The 18,576-nt window shown below is 55.8% G+C and carries 15 protein-coding genes and 1 pseudogene; 5 read left to right on the forward strand and 11 right to left on the reverse strand.

Annotation, left to right across the window (positions count from 1 at the left end; translation table 11 throughout):
• Nucleotides 1–4 precede the first annotated feature (4 nt).
• The gene (locus tag FY156_17250) at nucleotides 5–1,198 is read right to left on the reverse strand and encodes an amidohydrolase (protein ID UXS03313.1); all 1,194 of its coding nucleotides are present in this window, start codon (nucleotides 1,196–1,198) and stop codon (nucleotides 5–7) included.
• 221 nt (nucleotides 1,199–1,419) lie between these two features.
• On the opposite strand from FY156_17250, the gene FY156_17255 reads away from it, so the two are divergent.
• From FY156_17255 to FY156_17270, 4 genes and pseudogenes are all read left to right on the forward strand, one after another.
• Nucleotides 1,420–1,944, forward strand: a complete 525-nt coding sequence (locus tag FY156_17255; GenBank protein ID UXS03314.1) for an RNA polymerase sigma factor — start codon at nucleotides 1,420–1,422, stop codon at nucleotides 1,942–1,944.
• The gene (locus tag FY156_17260; protein UXS03315.1) at nucleotides 1,941–2,894 is read left to right on the forward strand and encodes a FecR family protein; all 954 of its coding nucleotides are present in this window, start codon (nucleotides 1,941–1,943) and stop codon (nucleotides 2,892–2,894) included. Before FY156_17255 ends, FY156_17260 begins: the two co-directional genes overlap by 4 nt.
• A 141-nt stretch (nucleotides 2,895–3,035) precedes the next feature.
• The gene (locus FY156_17265) at nucleotides 3,036–5,477 is read left to right on the forward strand and encodes a TonB-dependent receptor (protein ID UXS05131.1); all 2,442 of its coding nucleotides are present in this window, start codon (nucleotides 3,036–3,038) and stop codon (nucleotides 5,475–5,477) included.
• Between the two features lie 682 nt (nucleotides 5,478–6,159).
• Nucleotides 6,160–6,617: pseudogene (locus FY156_17270) on the forward strand (tyrosine-type recombinase/integrase).
• Nucleotides 6,618–6,963: 346 nt separating this feature from the next.
• On the opposite strand, the gene FY156_17275 reads toward FY156_17270, so the two are convergent.
• From FY156_17275 to FY156_17305, 7 genes are all read right to left on the reverse strand, one after another.
• The gene (locus FY156_17275; protein ID UXS03316.1) at nucleotides 6,964–7,209 is read right to left on the reverse strand and encodes a type II toxin-antitoxin system ParD family antitoxin; all 246 of its coding nucleotides are present in this window, start codon (nucleotides 7,207–7,209) and stop codon (nucleotides 6,964–6,966) included.
• A 391-nt stretch (nucleotides 7,210–7,600) separates the two neighbouring features.
• A complete protein-coding gene (locus tag FY156_17280) occupies nucleotides 7,601–8,695 on the reverse strand; it encodes a di-trans,poly-cis-decaprenylcistransferase (GenBank protein ID UXS03317.1) in 1,095 nt (364 codons plus the stop codon).
• 8 nt (nucleotides 8,696–8,703) lie between these two features.
• Nucleotides 8,704–10,257 carry a glycoside hydrolase family 28 protein gene (locus tag FY156_17285; protein ID UXS03318.1) on the reverse strand — a complete coding sequence of 518 codons (1,554 nt, stop codon included), beginning with the start codon at nucleotides 10,255–10,257 and terminating at the stop codon, nucleotides 8,704–8,706.
• Between the two features lie 77 nt (nucleotides 10,258–10,334).
• On the reverse strand, nucleotides 10,335–11,600 hold the full coding sequence (locus FY156_17290; protein UXS03319.1) for a carbohydrate ABC transporter substrate-binding protein: 1,266 nt from the start codon (nucleotides 11,598–11,600) through the stop codon (nucleotides 10,335–10,337).
• A 43-nt stretch (nucleotides 11,601–11,643) separates the two neighbouring features.
• Nucleotides 11,644–12,744: a sn-glycerol-3-phosphate ABC transporter ATP-binding protein UgpC gene (ugpC, locus tag FY156_17295; GenBank protein ID UXS03320.1), complete on the reverse strand. Its 1,101-nt coding sequence runs from the start codon at nucleotides 12,742–12,744 to the stop codon at nucleotides 11,644–11,646.
• A 1-nt stretch (nucleotide 12,745) separates the two neighbouring features.
• Nucleotides 12,746–13,630 (reverse strand): carbohydrate ABC transporter permease, encoded by an 885-nt coding sequence (locus FY156_17300; protein ID UXS03321.1) that lies wholly within the window; start codon nucleotides 13,628–13,630, stop codon nucleotides 12,746–12,748.
• Nucleotides 13,631–13,634: 4 nt separating this feature from the next.
• The gene (locus tag FY156_17305) at nucleotides 13,635–14,516 is read right to left on the reverse strand and encodes a sugar ABC transporter permease (GenBank protein UXS03322.1); all 882 of its coding nucleotides are present in this window, start codon (nucleotides 14,514–14,516) and stop codon (nucleotides 13,635–13,637) included.
• A 209-nt stretch (nucleotides 14,517–14,725) separates the two neighbouring features.
• On the opposite strand from FY156_17305, the gene FY156_17310 reads away from it, so the two are divergent.
• Complete coding sequence (locus FY156_17310) at nucleotides 14,726–15,655, forward strand: AraC family transcriptional regulator (protein ID UXS03323.1); 930 nt, start codon at nucleotides 14,726–14,728, stop codon at nucleotides 15,653–15,655.
• Nucleotides 15,656–15,685: 30 nt separating this feature from the next.
• Here FY156_17310 and FY156_17315 read toward each other — a convergent pair whose 3' ends face one another.
• From FY156_17315 to FY156_17325, 3 genes are all read right to left on the reverse strand, one after another.
• Complete coding sequence (locus tag FY156_17315) at nucleotides 15,686–16,966, reverse strand: TRAP transporter large permease (protein UXS03324.1); 1,281 nt, start codon at nucleotides 16,964–16,966, stop codon at nucleotides 15,686–15,688.
• Nucleotides 16,966–17,487 (reverse strand): TRAP transporter small permease, encoded by a 522-nt coding sequence (locus tag FY156_17320; GenBank protein ID UXS03325.1) that lies wholly within the window; start codon nucleotides 17,485–17,487, stop codon nucleotides 16,966–16,968. Before FY156_17320 ends, FY156_17315 begins: the two co-directional genes overlap by 1 nt.
• A gap of 72 nt (nucleotides 17,488–17,559) precedes the next feature.
• On the reverse strand, nucleotides 17,560–18,537 hold the full coding sequence (locus tag FY156_17325; protein ID UXS03326.1) for a TRAP transporter substrate-binding protein: 978 nt from the start codon (nucleotides 18,535–18,537) through the stop codon (nucleotides 17,560–17,562).
• Nucleotides 18,538–18,576: the final 39 nt, after the last annotated feature.

The following is an 18,576-nucleotide window of genomic DNA, read 5'->3' on the forward strand; positions in this document are numbered from 1 at the left end:
GGGATTATACCGCCTCTTGGTCGAGGTAGCGTTCCACGAGACGCGCCCACATTGCAGCCCCGGTCGTCAGGTTGCCATCGGCAAAGTCGTATTTCGGATTGTGCAGCATGGCTGAATTCTCGCCGTTCCCCATCCGCAGGAAACTTCCCGGCTTGCGCTCCAGGAAATAGGAGAAGTCCTCGCTTCCAGGAATGAGATCGGAGGTCGCTACCTTGTCGGCACCGACCAGTTCCTCTGCCACCAGACGCGCAAATTGCGTTTCGGCATCGGAATTGACGACAACCGGATAACCACGCTCATAGTCCACCTCGACAGTTGCCCCGTGCCCCTCTGCAACTGACCGCGCAAGCTTCTTGATACGCTCTTCGAGGAGATCCCTGATTTTAGGATCGAACGAACGGATGCTGAGCCCCAGTTTTGCGTATTCGGGGATAACATTGACCACTTCGCCGGCATGGATGGTTCCCACCGTAACGACAGCGGTCTGTGTCGGATCGATACTACGCGAGACAACTGTCTGCAGTGACACGACGAGATTGCAGGCGACTACGATCGGATCGACAGCCAGATGGGGGCGCGACGCATGACCACCCTTGCCCCGGATTGTGATGTGCGCCGTGTCGGACGAAGCCATCATCGGACCAGACCGCAGACGGAATGTGCCTTCCGCAAACCCCGGATGATTGTGCAGGCCAAAAATCGCGTCGAAAGGAAAACGCTCAAACAGGCCGTCAGCAATCATCTTTTGCGCACCACTCGGTTTTCCCGCCTCCTCGGCTGGCTGAAAAACCAGTGTGACCGTACCGTTAAAGCGCCGGGTTTTTGCAAGATACTGGGCTGCACCGAGGAGGACCGTGGTGTGGCCATCGTGCCCGCAGGCATGCATTACGCCTGGTCTCGTGCTCGCATAGGCAAGGCCCGTGTCTTCTAGAATTGGCAGCGCATCCATATCCGCACGAATGGCTATGCCCTTGCCGCCATTTCCTGCACTGAGACGGGCAACAACACCGTGCCCACCGATATTGCGCGTCACGTCATAACCCCAACCTTCCAGCTTGTCAGCAACGTAGCGCGCCGTTTCGGCCTCCTCGAAAGAAAGCTCCGGGTTGGCATGAAGGTGCTGGCGGGTCTCCTTCAGCTCCGCTTCCATGTCGTCGAAATCAGAAAGACGCGCATAGGCATTGTCAAAAGTCGGCATGGGATCCCAGCTCTGGTTAGCGATTCAGGTTCTGCCTCGTACCTTTGCCGCTGAACTTCGCTGGATCAAACAAAAAGCATCATGCCTTGCCTCGAAAATTCATCTGCGAGGATTTGGCCCACACAAATACATGATCATAATACTCATGTTTATTGCCATCCTGCCGATTTTCCCCTATGGACCGCTCATCAGTACAGTCTTTTCCGTTCGGAACCCGCCTCATGTGGAGCAAACCCACGTCCCGCACCCTCATCGATGACGCTCTGCAGCTTCACTATGAAGATCTTTGCCGGGCGATGGTCCGGCGTGGGCATACGGCGGGTATCTCGCAGGAGATCGTCCACGATCTGTATCTGCGTCTGACCGGAAAACCGAGATTGCCTGAAAACCGTTCGCTGATACGCGCATTTCTGGTTCGGGCCTGCGCCAATCTCGGCATTGACCGTCTTCGCCGCGAACAGTTCGAAAGGAAGCTCTTTTCCGGGAGCGCCGAGGAGGCACTCGCTGTTCCCCAACCCGTAATCGATGCCGAAAGTCTTGCGGACAGGGAGCACCGGCTGAACATTTTGCGTCAGGCAATCATGAAGATGTCACTGCAGAGAAGACAGGTCTTCCTGGCGAGCTGTATCGGCGGCCTGAATTCGGAAGAGATTTCAAAGCGAAGCGGCATTACAAAAAACATGGTGGACCGTCATCTGCGCAAAGCCTACCTCCATTGCCTGGAGTGCCTTGAGGACACGTTATGACAGGCACATCCGTGAAAACAGCGACTGCACTTCGCGCGCAGGCTATCGACCTCTTCCTTCAGCAGCGTGACCGGCCGGATGACATGGTCCTTGCCGCAGATCTTGAGGCATGGCTTGCGGCCGACGAACAGCACGCGGCAGCTTTTGAGCGTGTTCGATGTCTTATGGGCGATGCGGGTCTTCTGGTGACGAACGACCATGCCTTTGTTGTTCGGGCAACGCGTAAGAGCAGCCTCACCAGTGGCAAGATCGCGACAACCCTTGCATTCGCCGTTACGCTCGCTGCGGGTCTCTATCTTGCCGACATCCCGATGCGGCTGCGTGCAGACCACATGTCCGACACGGCGGAACGGCAAATCGTCACGACGCCAGATGGATCGACTATAACGCTCAATGCCAACTCCGCCATTGCCTTGCGCTTCACCGCAACCGAGCGCCAGGTTCTGCTGTTGCGTGGAGAGATCTTTGCCCAAGTTGCTCCCGATGCTATGCGACCGTTCTCGGTCGTGGCGGCAGGTGGCACGACCACCGCGCTCGGCACCGCATTCGACGTCAACATGCAAGACGGCATGACAAACGTTGCTGTTCTTGAGCACAGTGTTTCTGTTGATCTGCCGGGACCGCATGATGTCAGCCGACTGCAGGAAAATCAGCAGGTGAGCTACAAATCGGATGGAACGATTGGCGCGATCGAAGCGGTTGATCCGACATCGATCGGTGCGTGGCGACACGGCCGCTTTGTTTTCGAGGACAAGTCGCTGGCGGAGGTTGTCGGAGCGTTCCAGCGCTACATTCCAGGTCGTATTATCGTGACGCAGGAAAAGCTTCGTCAAAAACGCCTGTCGGGTAATTTTGACTTGTCGGATCCGCACACAGCTCTCTTCGATCTGGCCACAGCGCTCGACGTGCGGGTGATGACTGCTGGTCCCTTCCTCACAGTGCTCTATTAATTTTTTCCTCGGGGTGTCCTTAATGAACCGGCTCATTCGTTCGGGAAGCAGTAACATATCTGCTTCACCCGAAAGGTGCCCCTGATGGAAAGAAACAAGCCAGTTGCAATCCGCAAGAGCGGAGCAACTCTTTTTCCGCTTCTGTTTGCCAGCGTCGCGATCTTGGCCGTTCCACACAGCGCCGATGCGCAGCAAATGCAGACGGTTGCCATCGACCTGCCAGCTGGCACCATGGCAGGCGCGCTCAACCGTCTTGCCAGCCAGTCCGGGCTCCAACTCGTCTATGATGCATCGATCGCAAACGGCCTCCGAACTGCTCGTGTCAGCGGAACAATGACACCGACAGAAGCGCTCGACAGACTGCTTTCAGGCACCGGTATTCACTACCGCGTCATCGGTGGCAAAACGATCAAGATGGAGAAAACAGCGTCTTCCGCAGATACATCCACCGAACCCGGCGAGACGGCTCTTGCGCCAATCACGATCAAAAGCGGTCGTGTCTTCAATGGTGATGCTCCAAGTGTCAGCGAAATCAGTTCAGAAAAAATTGAGGCGGCCCAAGCCAACTCCTTGCCACAGCTTCTGTCACGCACGCCTGGCGTGACCGCCGGAGGCGGTGTGAGGGCGCAGGGGCAGACCTTATCCATTCGTGGGTTCGCGCGCCAATCCGACACACGCATCCTCCTCGACGGCGCGCCCAAGAACTTCGAACGGTATGATCAGGGAACTGTCTTTATCGATCCGGAACTCTTAAAGCGCGTAGAGATCCAGAAAGGCGCGACGTCCGTTCGTTATGGCAACGGCGGCTTCGGCGGCACCGTCATCTTGGAAAGCAAGACAGCCTCGGACATGCTGAACAAAGGTCAGACGTTCGGCATGTGGGGCAAGACTAGTTATCAAACAGCAAACCGCCAGTTTCTTGAATCCGGTGCCATTTATGGAAAATCGGATTTCGGCGGACCTGTGACCTATGACGCACTGGCATCCGCGATCTGGCGCAAGAGCGATAATGTTCGCGTGGGTGGCGGCCAGGTTTACGACGCCTCGAACGACAAGCTGACGTCCTTCTCCGCTAATGCAGGGGCCGCCTACGATGGTCATGAACTGCGTGGTTCGGTGATTTACGGAAAATCTGCTGACTACGGCCCACTTGCGGCCAATCGCGGCGATCTTGGCGTTACGGCTTTCAGCATTTCACGCTACGGCGCTGAGCAAGCAAGATTGCGTGCGTTGGCTTGGCGCGACATGAAAGACTTCTCCTCCACCTTGAAGTACGCCTACGACGGGGACAGCGACCTTGTGAATTTCAAGGCGATGGCAAGCTTCTCGGCGACCAGCCTCGATATGACACGCCCGACAATTGCCGGCTTTGTACCTACAGCCTCACTTGGTGGCATGAACGACGAGACGAAATATACAGACTTCAAACTTGAAGCAGAAAACACCTCCAATTTCGAACTCGGTGGTGTCTCGCACGTCGCCAATTACGGCGTCCAGTACATGCGCCATGACCGCGATTCGCTAATGTTTGACATCGGCAACCGAACGAGTGCCCAGTACAACTATGGACATTATGCGTCCTGGATCAAACCTGAGGGCACGCAGGAGACGATCTCAGCTTTTTTCCGGGATGAGATCGGCTTCACCGACACCTTCAAGGTAACACCGGGGATACGCTTCGACCACGTTCGCTCCGAGGGAGTTCCGAACGCAGCCCCCCGTTACAACAATCCTCTTGCTGGTCATGATTACTCCGCCGTTTCCCACAGCGGGGCGACGCCAGCACTCAGCGCCCGTTGGGAGTTAACACCCAATACGACATTCTATGCTGACTGGGCATACGCGATGCGCGCGCCGGTCATTGATGAACTCTACTCAAGCCAGAGCGTGGCAAGCACGGCATCTGCGACATCGCGCAATTTGGAGGTCGAACGAAACAACAACTTCAATCTGGGCGTCTCCCAGCAGTTCGACGATGTATTCACCAGTGGCGATACCGTACGTGCATCGATTGGTGGGTTTTACAATCACGTCACGAACCCAATCACGCGCCGTTTCGGTAGTGCTAACCTCGCACGTGTAAACAATGTCCCATTCTACTGGAACACGCCTTCTTACAAGATTTACGGACTCGAGTTCTCGACCAGCTACGATTCGGAATATGTGTTCGGAAATCTTGGTCTTTCATGGATGAATGGATCGCGCCATGGTGCGATCAACGATGTCTACGGTCCCGATACCTACGCAAATGATCTTTCGCCGTTTACGGCGACGGCGCAACTTGGCTACAAAATTCCGGATTGGGATCTGTCACTAAGCTGGAATGGTCTGTTCGTGGCCCATCAAGAACGCACTCCCGTCAATCAGGGTACGGGGTACTTCTACGCCCGCCCGGAAAGCCTCGGATATGCAGTTCACGGCATTGCGCTCGATTGGACACCAAAGGAGGGTAAATTTGCCGGCACCGAGGTCCATGCCTCAATCGATAACCTCTTTGATAAGTATTACATGCCTTATCTGAGCGATGGCATCGCTGCGATGCCAGGGCGCAATTTCAAGCTGTCGATCAGCCGCAAATTCTAGGTCGTGCAACAAACCGACTGGCCGAACATGAACTGCGGGATCCACTTCCGCAGTTCCAGTCAAAACGCCTCCCTTTCACGACAAAACTCCCCGTCGGCGCGCACAGGAAATCGTTTACCGAAGCGTCCATGCACCTTCCTGACGAGTTGCTCGTACGAGCAGCCGATGTCCCTAGTGAACAGATCCCGTGGCGTCGACAACATCTGACGGCCACTCCCAGAACACCCTGAAGGAAAACGGCTGATTTCAAGGCATAACAGCGGCCTATCATGCGGATTTATCCAAGGCTACAAGCGCCGTTGTGACAAGGACGGCCACCGGCTAGCGCCGATGGTCCAAACCCTACAGCTCAATCTGCAATTCCAAGGTCGTCGTCAACTTCGACTCCAAGGCAACGAACGGTGCTTTACAGCTTCGTACGACCGAGCAGAATCTGGACTGCGCGAAGGTTGCCCATTTTCTTTTCAATCTGCGCTGCCTTGGTTCTCCTCATGGATTGGTTCGGTAGGCGTTGATGTCCAGACCAAGGGACGCGACCTATCGCTAGACGATCAGCGCATACTGCCTCGTTGACAGATGTTGCTACCTGTTTCGGCGGCTTGGGAAGTGATAGCTGCCACCTCCTTCTAATGAAGGGAAGCCACGCCACGAGTGCTGTCTTAGTCTGCTCGGTGACTTCTCCCAGCAGTTGACAGAAGAGGAACCGATCCCGGTAGAGGACGGCCCTCCCCTCCCGTCTCTCGCCATCCACCTAGGCCGCACCAAGACGGCCAGCGGTAAGGAGGATGAGGTCGTTTATCTAACCGGTTGACCGGTCGAGGCTCTCAAAACCTGGCTGACGGCGGCGAAGAATGACGGTGGTAGCGTGTTTCGCGGGATCGGACGATGGGGGACCGTTTCCTACCACGGCCTTGATCCGCAGTCGGTCAACGCTATCCTCAAGCAGAGGGCAGTCATGGCCGGATTAAATCCGGAAGACTTTTCCGCCCAGGGCTTCGGTCCGGCTATCTGACCGAAGCCGCCAATCGTGGCGTTCCCCTGCCCGAGGCGATGGAGCAGTCACGCCACCGTTCGGTTCAGCAGGCCTCCAGCTATTTCAACGCCACGAGGCGGACCGGTAAGGCAGCGCGCTTGATTTGAGACTAGAGCTTGTGGCGGAAATGCTCCTACTCGTCGATGTCGTGCGATCCGAAAACGCTGTCGATGTCGCGGTGCCCTTAGATGATGTTCACCACCTCAAAGTAGTTATCGTGATACCGGAAGAAGATGACATATCCTCTGAATGCGAAGCTCCGGATATCGGCATGTAGTTCGGGCCGCGTTCGACCGAGTGTGGCTGGCAGTCACGCAAGTGAGCGGCACTTCTGGCGAATTTCGCCCACAAAGCGCCGACCGACGACGACACTACCGCTCTGTCGAGTGACATATTCAAAAATAGCAACAAGATCTCCAAGCGCCGATGGCAGCATTCTGAACTTCGGCACCCTCAAAAGCCTTCTTTCGAAAGCTGGGCTGCTTTTGCTTCAAGAGCGTTGTCAATGTCGGCCTCCGACGCCTCACCGCCTTCATCGATCGATCTATTGAGCATCGCCGAGAGTGCACGAAGCTTTTGTTCGCGTTCTTCAACGAGACGCAAACCTTCTCGAACGACTTCGCTGGCAGATCCGTATCGTCCATCTTTCACGATATTGGACACGAAGGTTTCCCAGCGGTCACCGATTGAAACATTCATATTCAAAACTCCGTTTGTAGGACTTTCGGATAGTAACATAATATGCGCTATTTGTGACATAAAGCGTGTCGGTCACAGTTTGATTTTTGTGCGTAAAGCCGACAAGATCCTATTGCCGGTGGCCGATTGATTTCGGCCAGGGGAAACCGGTCGAACTTCCTAAATGAGCGAAAAGTTTGCCAATCGTGCAAAAAACCCGCCCAATCAGTCATTTCTGTCTCATTGGGCGTACGTCCACCTTCAGAGAATTTGGACTAAGACTGGATGACACTATCGAGGGCACGGTCCAGCCAATAGGGCTGTTGGAACAGAGAGGAAGTCCACATTCGGCCCTGCAGACTGAATATAAACTGCGGAAGGCACCTCCCGCAATTCAACTCAAGGCACGATGTCATCGCAGGAGCAAACTTTCCGCGTAAGCCATCATCAACGGCCCAACGCCTTTTGCGTCGTCAGAAACAACCGGCTCAGTCAGGTAATATTCCGGAGTACCGCTCCGGTAATTGCCTTCGAAACCGCCTAGTCCAGCTACGTGCACGATGCCGGACAGCCTTGTAATACCGTCCTCATCCTGCACCAGCTTCGTACGAAGGAGTGCATCGAGTGCGCGTCTGCCCGCAACGACTAGCGCTTTCGCCTCCTCTCCTTCGACAAGATTGAGACGGGCCGCTCTTAACAAGGCGTATGAGAACATCGCAGAAGCAGATGTCTCTTCATAGTTTCCGACCAAATCAGGCGCGTCGAGCACCTGCATCCAGAGACCATTATTCGTCTGCCGCGCCACGATATCCGCAAGAAGGTGACGTGTACGCTTGCGCAGGGACGCCGTTCCCGCATCGTCAGGCAAAATGGCAAGTACGTCGACAAGCGCCATCGACAGCCAGCCAACGGCACGTGCCCACAATGCCGGCGAATGCCCCGTGACGGGGTCAGCCCAACGCTGATCGCGACTGTCGTCGTAGCCATGCACATAAAGCCCGGCAGGATTAGCGGTCAGGGCAAGCGCAGTCGAGAACTGCTGCAAGGCATCGACGATGAGTTCGGGCCTGCCGGTCGCTTGGGCATATTCGATCTGAAACGGAAGCCCCATATAAAGCCCATCCAGCCAGACCTGATGCGGATAGCGCTTTTTGTGCCAGTAATTTCCCGAGCGGATACGCGGATGATTTGCCAACTGTCCCGCTAGGTGATCGGCCGCTACAAGATAGCGTGAATCCTTTGATTCTTCCGCCAATGGGAAGAGCACACGACCGGCGAGAATATGGTCAATGTTAAACTCCTCCGGCGAATATCCCGCAAGCGTTCCGTCTTCGGCGATCTGCGCGTCTGCGAGGCGATGCAGATGGTTCTTCCAGTGTGCCTCGCCCGTCGCATCGGCGAGAAACTGGAGACCGCGATAAACGCATCCATCCTCGTAACACCAGCTCCCACCTTTGTAATGCTGGTAGCGATTGGCAAACTTGTCAAAGTAATCAGTTGGTTTCATATCTTTGCTCAATCATTTTCTGATGTCACGGTGGCCGAACTTAGCAATGCGGGATCATCGCATGTGACCTCCGCCTGTTCGAAGACGATTGCCTCATGCTGCATTGGGCGGATCCGGTCCGCCATGATGGGGGGCGTCGGTACAGCGGATGGGTTACGAGATAGAATGGTGAGGCCGCGAATATCGACGTTGCGAATGGGGGCTTCCGGAAGCCCGAGAAACGCACCCGCAGCGTGAGCCAGCTTTTGGATTTTGACATCCTCGACAACAATACCGTCAATGACCGGCGTTCCCTTGCCGACAGCAGCCGGTTCTCTGGACTGTACCCAATCATCATGCCCGTCAGCATCGCAATGGTAATGCGCATTGGCTGACAAGGCGGTTTGGACACCGTTCAACAGCACGCGCCGCATGGCAATATTGGTAACGGAACCACCTCGCCCACGCCTTGTCTTGAGACGCAGGCCCCGATCAGTCCCGATCATTTCACAGTCCTCAATTGTCACATCGTGGACACCGCCCGACATTTCCGAGCCAATCACGAGCCCACCATGGCCACGTTCCATAAGGCAGTGCTTGACGTGCACACCGCGCGTCTCGGCCAGATGGTCATCTTCGCCATTTGGCCCGCGCTTGCCTGCCTTAACGGCAATGCAATCGTCTCCGACAGAGAAGCGAATGCCTGCAATCGTGACGTTACGGCAGCTCTCGGGGTTGAAACCATCCGTGTTGGGGCTGTCGTGAGGTGCCATAATGGACAGACCCGCCGCGGTAAGATCGTTGCACCCTTGGGGATGGATCGTCCACGAGGCTGCGTTGCGAATGGAGAACCCGAAAAGCTTTACGTTACGGCAGGAAACAAGGTGCAGTCCGCGTGGGCGGCGCGCGCCGTTGCGCGTTTCCTTTGGCCATTGCCACCAGTCTCCCTTATCGCCGGAGCCGTCGAGAACACCATGGCCTTCAATCGTAAGGTTCTCTGCGGCGATGGCATGAACGGGTGCGGCAAAACAGGCATCAGGAAGCCCTTCCCAGCTTCCAAGCATCCTGCCGTGTTCATCGCGGGCCGCCAGAATTGGCCAACCTTCACGGAGAGACGGTGCGCGAAGCACGACATCCTTTTCGAGCCGCAACGTCATGTTGCTTTTCAGGCGGATGGGAAAGGTCGTCCAGTTTCCTGGGCCAAGGCGGAGTGTGCCTTGAGCGGGGATACTGGAGAGCGCCTCCTGAAGACACTCCGTGTTTTTTCGTGCACCCTCAAGGTCATCGAGCGCGATATCGGAAAGAATTCCAAAGTCTGTCGCGTTGACAAGCCCGGTGCAGGCCGATGTCGAGAACTCGAACGGCTCAAGCCCTTCCGCTTCGAAGAGGTATTGCGTCGACGGTTCAAGGTCGTGCAGCAGTGTGACGACCGTGTCTGCCTCACCCAGCCGCTCCTCACTTTCTCGACCCGGCACGCTAAGCCGCCACGCCATTTTTGAAGGCAGGGTGTAGAGTGCACCAGGTACCGGTAGACATAGAGCTGCCGTTCGCGCGGAATGCGCGATTAAAGTAGGTCGAAGCATGATTTGGTCTCGTGTTTACCCTTATGGGCTTCCACAGTCCCGCCACGGCTTCCCGTGGCGGGACTGTTCTGCCTGTGTCAGTCGAACTTCGCCAGAACGTCGTTGACCGTATCGATGATCTGTTCAGCTGCCTCGTCAGCCGGGATCTGGCCGTATGCGTACTCCTCGAGAGTGTCGATGAATGCGGACCGGATTTCCGGATGCTCGTTGAACGGTGAGACGGTTGGACCAGACGCTGCCATGACGATCGCATTTGCTGCGCGCACTTCCGGCTCGCCCTTATCTCCGAGACGTGCAGCCGCAGCCTTGGAGGCTGGTAGGCCACGCGACGTCCCGAGTGCATCAATGCCCTCCGGTTCATTCAGCAGGCAGTTGAGAATCTGGGCCGCGGCCTCCTGGTTCTTCGAGTTTTTCGAAATCGAGAAGACCATGGATGGCTTGCGGTAGACGCCTTCCGTGACACCGTCTGTGAGTTTCAGCATTTTAACCGGCTTCAGCACCTGTCCGTCCTTCAACGGGTCGGCGTATTTCGAATAGGTGGAATCCCATTCATAGGATCCGGCAATCTTGCCTTCCGACCATGAGGGTTTTTCGAAGAGGTTGACGTTACCGTCAGCGGCCTCTTCCTTTTGAGACCGGATCGCGCCGGTTTCGACCAGCTTGCCAAGGAAGGAAATGCCTTCCGCCAGCTCCTCAGGTGTCCAGGCAACACGGTTGGTCTTTGTGTCTACCAGATCCTTGCCGTTCTTCTGGACGACTGCCAGCGTTACCAGAAGCTGCGCCGTTTCCTTCACAGCATTGAAGGTATAGTGGTCCTTGCCGAGCTTCTCTTTAATCGTCTTCGTTGCTGCAAAGAACTCATCCCAGGTCGCTGGAACGGCAACACCCGCCTTTTCAAAGGTTGTCGCGTTGAAGAAGAACACGCGACCCGTTGTCGAGACGGATAGGCCCTGGAGAACGCCGTTCATCGATCCTGCGTCAAGATCGGAAGCATCCCACTGCGACAGATCGAGCGGTTTCAGCTGACGGAGATCGGCAAATCCTTCGCCATTCTTCGAAAAAAGCGGTAGCCACGGCCAGTTGACCTGCACAATGTCCGCCTCGGTCTTGCCGGCCATCTGCGTAGTGAGCTTTTCAAGGTAACCATCAAAGCCCGTAAATTCACCTTTGACGGTGTGACCGTATTTTTCGCCGCAAGCGGCAATCGCCTTCTGCGTCGCGACGTGGCGGCTTTCGCCACCCCACCAGGACATGCGCAGCTCAGCTGCACTGAGAGGGCTGGAAACGGCCATTGCCGCATAGGCGACACCCGCAAGCATTGCCATCGTTTTTGCTATTTTCATTGTGTTTCTCCTCCACGAAATATCAGGCACGCAGGTCTCTTCCTCAAAGCGAGACATTGCGGCCGTCGGCCTTGTCAAAAATATGCAGTTTCTCCGGGTCGGGTCGAAGGTGGACGACGCCGTCCGAACCAAGCGCCTCGAATTCCGCTGCCCCGACGACGCTCACGAGCTTCTGGCCCTGTAGATCGGCATGCAGATAAACCTCATGGCCCATGAATTCTGCATTGGTCAGCTTAGCGCTGAGGACGGGACCATCGCCTTTTGCAGCAAGCGAAAAATGCTGCGGTCGGATCCCGATGACAGCATCGGCAGGACGGCGCGAAAGTCGATTTTCGAGGTGCTTCCCAATCGGCAGGCGTTGACCGGCAATAACGAATTCTCCGCCTTCGATACCAATGTCGATGAGGTTCATTTCGGGGCTACCGATGAAACCTGCGACGAAGAGATTGGCCGGATGATTGTAGAGCTCTTTCGGCGTCGCGACCTGCATGATGCGACCCGTCTGCATAACGCAGATACGGTCACCCATCGTCATGGCTTCGGTCTGATCGTGCGTTACATAGATGACCGTCGATGAAAGCCCTTCCGCCTTCAATTGCCGATGCAGGTCGGTGATCCGCACCCGCATGGAGGCGCGGAGTTTCGCATCGAGGTTGGAAAGAGGTTCGTCGAAAAGGAAGACACCGGGCTTCTTGATAAGCGCGCGACCGAGAGCGACGCGCTGGGCCTGACCACCGGAGAGTTGCTTCGGCAACCGGTCAAGCAGCGGTTCAATCTCTAGAATGCGGGCAACGTTGTCGATTGCCTTTTCGATGTCCGGCTTGGCAACGCCTGCGATCTTCAGGCCGAAAGCGAGATTTCCGCGCACCTTCATGTGCGGATAAAGCGCGTAGTTCTGAAAGACCATGGCAATGGAGCGCTTGCCCGGTGGCAGGTCATTGACCCGCTGGTCACCGATCACGATGTCCCCGCCGCTGATCTCTTCGAGGCCCGCGACCATGCGCAGCGTGGTGGACTTCGCACAACCGGATGGACCGACGAACACCATGAATTCGCCGTCCTCGATATTGAGATTTATGCCATGCACGGCCTTGAAGCTGTTACCGTAGGTCTTTTCGAGGTTTTTGAGTTGAACGCGTGCCATTTTAACCTTTGACCCCGCCAGACGAGATCCCTTCAATGAAATACCGTTGGGCTGCGAAGAAGACGATCAGCGCAGGTGCAATCGTCAGGACCGACATCGCCAGGATGCGGTTCCACTCGAACGCCTCGGTGGTATCGATGGAGAGTTTGAGCGCGAGGCTCACCGGATATTTGTCGACCGAAGACAGGTAGATCAGCGGCCCCAGGAAGTCGTTCATCGTCCACATAAACTGAAACAGACATACTGAAATCAGCGCCGGCGCCAGCATTGGTACGACAATGTAGACGAGGGTCTGCAGACTGTTTGCTCCGTCCACGCGAGCCGCCTCTTCCATGTCGGACGGGAGAGAACGAAGAAATTGCACCAGCATGAAGACAAAGAACGCGTCACCGGCCATGGCCGAGGGAACCCAAAGCGGAAGGAAGCTATCCAGCCAGCCGAGATCGCGGAAGAGGATGTATTGCGGGATACGGGTGACGACATTCGGCAGAAGCAGAATGGCGATGACCGAGCCGAACAGGATCTTCTTCAATGGAAAATCGAAACGGGCGAAAGCATATGCTGCCATCGTGCACGAAATCGCCGTTCCGATAACCTTCGGCAAGATGATCAGGAACGAGTTCCAGAAGAACCTGCCGAACGTATAGGGCGTCGAGGTTTCCCAGCCACGGATATAACCGTCGAGGGTCGGATTTTCAGGGATGAAGCCGGCTCCGGAGAAGATCTCCGAATTCGTCTTGAAGCTTGCTCCCACCAGCCAGATGAGCGGGTAGAGCATCAAAAGTCCGACCGCAAACAACAGCACATAGCGAATGCTGGTGGAAATCAGGTTCAGCTTGGCGCGACGGGCGGCCTGGACTTCGTTGAGGGTTAAAACATCCGTCATGAGATCAGTTCCGCTTGTCGCCGGCGTAATAGACCCATTTCTTCGAAGACCAGAAGGCTACGAGGGTCAGCACGGTGATGATGGTGAAGAGGACCCATGCGATGGCAGAGGCATAGCCCATGTTGAACTTCTTGAACGCCTCGTCATAGATGTAGAGGGGCAGAAGATAGGTGGACTTCAAGGGCCCGCCTTGGGTGATGATGTAGGGCCCGTTGAACTCCTGGAACGCCTGAACCATCTGCATGATGAGGTTGAAGAAGATCACCGGCGTCAGAAGAGGCAAGGTTATGAAGATGAATGTCCTGACCTTCCCGGCACCGTCGATCGCCGCCGCCTCATAGAGCGACTTGTCGATGGATTGCAGCGCCGCCAAAAAGATCACCATTGCCGAGCCGAACTGCCAGCAACGCAGAAGCGTGATGGTAAAGAGCGCATTTGTCGGGTCACCGAACCAGTCAACCGGACCCAGTCCGACATAACCCAGCGCCATGTTAACGAGCCCTTCTGAGGCAAACATGTAGCGCCACAATACGGCAATCGCGATCGAGCCGCCGAGGATCGACGGAACATAGAAGGCCGTGCGAAAGAAATTGATGAACTGCAATCTGTAATTGAGGATCGCGGCAATGAAGAGCGCGAAGGCAAGCTTCAGCGGCACGGTCAGAAAGACGTAGAACAATGTCACGTTCAACGACTTCATGAAGGTGCGGTCACGGGTAAACAGGCGCTCGTAATTGGCAAGCCCCGCCCAGGTCGGGTCGCTCATCAGATCGTAGCGCGTGAAGCTGAGATAGAGAGAGCCGAGAAACGGAATTGCGGTAAAGACCAGCAGTCCGATGATATAGGGCGCGAGATACCCCAGCCCCAGAAGGCGTTGAGATTTCATAACGCTCCCCCCCGCGCCTCGAAGAGGCACGTATTCCTGAATACAATTTCGTACAAGTGATTCTCCCGAAGCGGCCAGCGAAGCACGTGCAAATGCGCGGTTCGCCGCACTCCATCTCCTCCCGGATCGATGCAGCGCTGGTAGGCGGTTTATGTTGTATAAAAACCAAAATTCGCTAGGAAGGTGAATTAACAAAGAGGAGGAAAAAGATGGACGAAATCGAAGGTGGAATTCTATCCACCATTCCGCCTGCCGCTCTCACGCTCAACCTGACGCGTGCCACGATCAAGATGGAACATTCACGTACCTGGCAAATCGACAAGTCCAATCAGGTCGATGACCTCATCATCTGCCTTGAAGGACAGGGGCACTATCTGGTGGACGGTGAGCCGCGTGTGCTCGAGCCAGGTGACGCCATGTTGATTTCCAGAGGACAACGTTTTGTCGGCTGGAATGAAAAGACGACGACCTATCGGGGTATCGCCCAGCATTTCACGCTCGACATTTACGGACGGCACAACCTGATCGCGCAGATGGATCTGAAGCCAAAGCTTCATCTCAGTCGCTGGCCGTTGCTCGAACCACTTGCCCGCCATTATCGCCAAAGCGCACCGCCGTCCTCCGTCACCCTTCTCCAGCACCATCTGTTCATGGTGCTGTTGATCGCATTCATCGATGATGCGTTCCTCGGCTGGATCGACCGCCCGAGCTTTCAGCCGGAAGGGGCGGAAGCACTTGATCTCGCCGTCATGAAAGCTGTCACGATGATCTCGGCCAACCCTCTCGATCCGGACATCGCTTTAACTGCGACCGAGGCTGCGCCCTACAATCGGGATTATTTCCTGCGGGAATTCCAGAAGCGAGTCGGGAGGACGCCGAGAAAATATCAGGAGTTCAAACGTATGGAACGTGCCATGCATTTCCTCGAAGCGGGGCTTTCAGTTGCTTCGGCGGGAGTAGAGGTCGGCTATACCGATCCCTATTATTTTTCACGTATGTTCAAGAGAACACTTGGGCTCAGTCCACGCGATCACATGAACAAGATCAGACGAAGCAGGCACGGTAACCTTTTGCAACTCGACGAGCGCGAACAACAGGAAGCGCTGGCCCAACAGACTGAAAAAGCCCCGCTGGTTTAGCGAGGCTTCTGATTTGGAGACGATAATCGCTTACCGGAAAAGTGAGGGAAGCCAGAGCGAAAGCGCGGGGATATAGGTGACGGCAAGAAGAACCGCGACGCTTGCCCCGAAGAACGGCCAGATGGTGCGCATCGCCTCGCGGATTGAAATCCCTCCCACAGCACATCCGACGAACAGAACCGTCCCAACGGGCGGTGTGTTGAGACCGATACCGGCATTTAGGATCATGACGACGCCGAAATGAACCGGGTCAATGCCAAAGGCTTTGACGACCGGCAATAGAACCGGCGTCGAAATAATCACCATCGGCGCCATGTCCATGAACGTTCCGAGCACGAGCAAGATGACGTTGATGACCAGGAGAACAATGATTGGATTGTCGGAGATCGCACTGATTGCCGCAATCATCAGCGTCTGCACCTGGAGGAACGCCATCAGCCAGCCGAAGGACGCAGCCGTGCCAATAACAAGCAACACCATCGCGGTGGTGCGGACCGCCCCCATGACGGCTTCGACAAAACCGTGCCAGTCCAGCTCCCGATACACCAGCATCGCGACGAGAAAAGCATAAAGCACGGCAATGCATGAACTTTCCGTCGCCGTGAAGACGCCGGAACGTACACCACCAAAGATGATGCCGATCAGAAGAATTCCTGGGAAAGACGCCAGGAGATAATACATCAGCTTCGAAAAGCCCGGGAACGGCTCAGACGGATATCCCTTGCGACGCGCAACGATATAAGCCGTGACCATGAGCGCCAACGCCAGGAGAAGTCCTGGAATGATGCCTGCCGTGAAAAGATCGGCAACGGAGACGTTACCGCCCGCGGCAATCGAATAGAGGATCATGTTGTGGGATGGCGGGATCATCAAGGCAATGATGGCGGCGTTAACAGTGACGTTGACGGCATAGTCGCGATCATAACCACGCTTGGCCATTTGCGGGATCATCAATCCCCCCACAGCCGATGCATCGGCGACGGCTGATCCCGAGATCCCGCCAAAAAGCGTCGAGGCGACAATGTTGACCTGACCAAGTCCACCTCGAAGATGACCGACAAGGCCGGCTGCAAAGCGGATCAACCGGTTGGCGATCCCACCACGAACCATCAGGTCGCCTGCGAAGATGAAAAACGGGATCGCCATCATGGCAAAGACATTCATCCCGGAATTCATCTGCTGGAACACCACGATAGGTGGCAGCCCGAGATAAAGGACCGTGGCAAAGGACGCGATGCCCAGGCAGAATGCGATCGGCGTGCCGATCATCATCAGCAAGGTAAAGACACCAAAAAGGATAGCGTAGGCCATTATGCCGCCTCCTGCACGAGAACGTCAGCTGCAATATCTTCACCGATGGCGAGATCGACGAAACGTTCTGCCGCAAACAGCGCAATCAGGAAGCCACCGGCAATCAGGGGGAAGAAATCAACTCCGCCCGGCCAGCCCAGAACCGGGATCGTCGCCGTCCAGGTCCCCATGGAAAGAGACGTGCCGTACCACGCCATGCCGACGCCAAAAAAGAAGATCAGCGCAAGGCTTGTCATGTCCATACCGACCTGCACGCGTGGCGGCATCAGATACCGGACGATATCCAGTCCCAAGTGGACGCTCTCACGAACGCCAACAGCGGCACCCAGCATGATGAACCATGACATCAGATGCAGGGAGAGTGGTTCGGACCAGCTTGGAGAGTCATTCAGGATGTAACGGGCAAAGACCTGCCATCCGACGATCAGCGTCATGGCGATCATGCCGATCCCCGCAATATAAAGGGATGCTCGGCTAAGGACACCAAGCACCGGGCGTATCGCCCTCATAAAATGTCGCATTGTGTTTTTCCTCCTCTATTGAGGCACGCCAAGAAAAAACCGGCCCTGTCCCCAGAGCCGGCTTTCCTGTGATCACTTGACCGCTTTGACGCGTTCCAGAAGATCTTTCATCTTCGGATCGGTGACGAACTTGTCGTAGACCGGCGCCATCGCGGCGGCGAATTCCTCCTTGTTCACCTTGATGACATTGGCGCCACCGGCACGAACCTTCTCCTCGGACGCCTTCTCGCGGGCGCTCCACAATTCGCGCATTTTGCCGACAGAATCCTTGGCAGCCTGACGAACAAGCGCCTGGTCTTCCGGCGTCAGCTTGTCCCAGGTGACCTTGGAGATTACGAGAATTTCCGGATTAAGCGAATGTTCCGTCAGAGTGTAATTCTTGGCGACTTCGTAGTGACGTGCGGACTCGTAGGACGGCCAGTTGTTTTCAGCACCGTCGACAACACCTGTCTCAAGTGAAGAATAAACCTCACCCATCGGCATCGGCGTCGGGTTGGCACCAAAAGCCTGCATCATCGAAATCCAGAGGTCTGACTGCTGAACCCGGATTTTCAGGCCCTTGAGGTCTGCCAGTTTCTCGATAGGCTTTTTCGTGGTGTAGAACGAGCGCGCGCCGGAATCATAAAACGCAAGACCGACAAGGCCATGCGGTTCGAACGCTGCAAGCACCTCGTCACCGATCGGGCCATCTACGGTGTTGTGCATGTGCTCGGTCGAGCGGAACAAAAACGGCAGACCAAGAACGGTTGTTTCCTTGACCAGGTTGTTGAAGGGCGCTGCGTTGACGCGGTTCATATCGATGACGCCGAAACGGGTCTGTTCGATCGTGTCCTTTTCACCACCAAGGACGGCGTTGTTCATAACTTGAACCTTGATGCGTCCCTTGGATCGCTCTGCGAGGAGCTCACCCATGTATTTCACCGCTTCGACGGTCGGATAACCGTCAGGGTGAATGTCGGCAGAGCGCAAGGTAATTTCCTGCGCCTGTGCCGAAATGCCGGAAAGCGCCATACCCATGGCGACACAAAGCATGCCTGCTATCTTTTTCATTGTCTTCCTCCTCCGTTGTACGGCCAGACCCTCCCCAGG

It is taken from the genome of Agrobacterium tumefaciens, assembly GCA_025559845.1.
Taxonomy (GTDB): Bacteria; Pseudomonadota; Alphaproteobacteria; order Rhizobiales; family Rhizobiaceae; genus Agrobacterium.

What these genes read in the sequence shown, in the direction of transcription:
- FY156_17250 (UXS03313.1), bottom strand. Translation starts at nt 1,198, where the DNA reads ATGCCGACTTTTGACAATGCCTATGCGCGTCTTTCTGATTTCGACGAC.
- FY156_17255 (UXS03314.1), top strand. Translation starts at nt 1,420, where the DNA reads ATGTGGAGCAAACCCACGTCCCGCACCCTCATCGATGACGCTCTGCAG.
- FY156_17260 (UXS03315.1), top strand. Translation starts at nt 1,941, where the DNA reads ATGACAGGCACATCCGTGAAAACAGCGACTGCACTTCGCGCGCAGGCT.
- FY156_17275 (UXS03316.1), bottom strand. Translation starts at nt 7,209, where the DNA reads ATGAATGTTTCAATCGGTGACCGCTGGGAAACCTTCGTGTCCAATATC.
- FY156_17280 (UXS03317.1), bottom strand. Translation starts at nt 8,695, where the DNA reads ATGAAACCAACTGATTACTTTGACAAGTTTGCCAATCGCTACCAGCAT.
- FY156_17285 (UXS03318.1), bottom strand. Translation starts at nt 10,257, where the DNA reads ATGCTTCGACCTACTTTAATCGCGCATTCCGCGCGAACGGCAGCTCTA.
- FY156_17290 (UXS03319.1), bottom strand. Translation starts at nt 11,600, where the DNA reads ATGAAAATAGCAAAAACGATGGCAATGCTTGCGGGTGTCGCCTATGCG.
- ugpC (UXS03320.1), bottom strand. Translation starts at nt 12,744, where the DNA reads ATGGCACGCGTTCAACTCAAAAACCTCGAAAAGACCTACGGTAACAGC.
- FY156_17300 (UXS03321.1), bottom strand. Translation starts at nt 13,630, where the DNA reads ATGACGGATGTTTTAACCCTCAACGAAGTCCAGGCCGCCCGTCGCGCC.
- FY156_17305 (UXS03322.1), bottom strand. Translation starts at nt 14,516, where the DNA reads ATGAAATCTCAACGCCTTCTGGGGCTGGGGTATCTCGCGCCCTATATC.
- FY156_17310 (UXS03323.1), top strand. Translation starts at nt 14,726, where the DNA reads ATGGACGAAATCGAAGGTGGAATTCTATCCACCATTCCGCCTGCCGCT.
- FY156_17315 (UXS03324.1), bottom strand. Translation starts at nt 16,966, where the DNA reads ATGGCCTACGCTATCCTTTTTGGTGTCTTTACCTTGCTGATGATGATC.
- FY156_17320 (UXS03325.1), bottom strand. Translation starts at nt 17,487, where the DNA reads ATGCGACATTTTATGAGGGCGATACGCCCGGTGCTTGGTGTCCTTAGC.
- FY156_17325 (UXS03326.1), bottom strand. Translation starts at nt 18,537, where the DNA reads ATGAAAAAGATAGCAGGCATGCTTTGTGTCGCCATGGGTATGGCGCTT.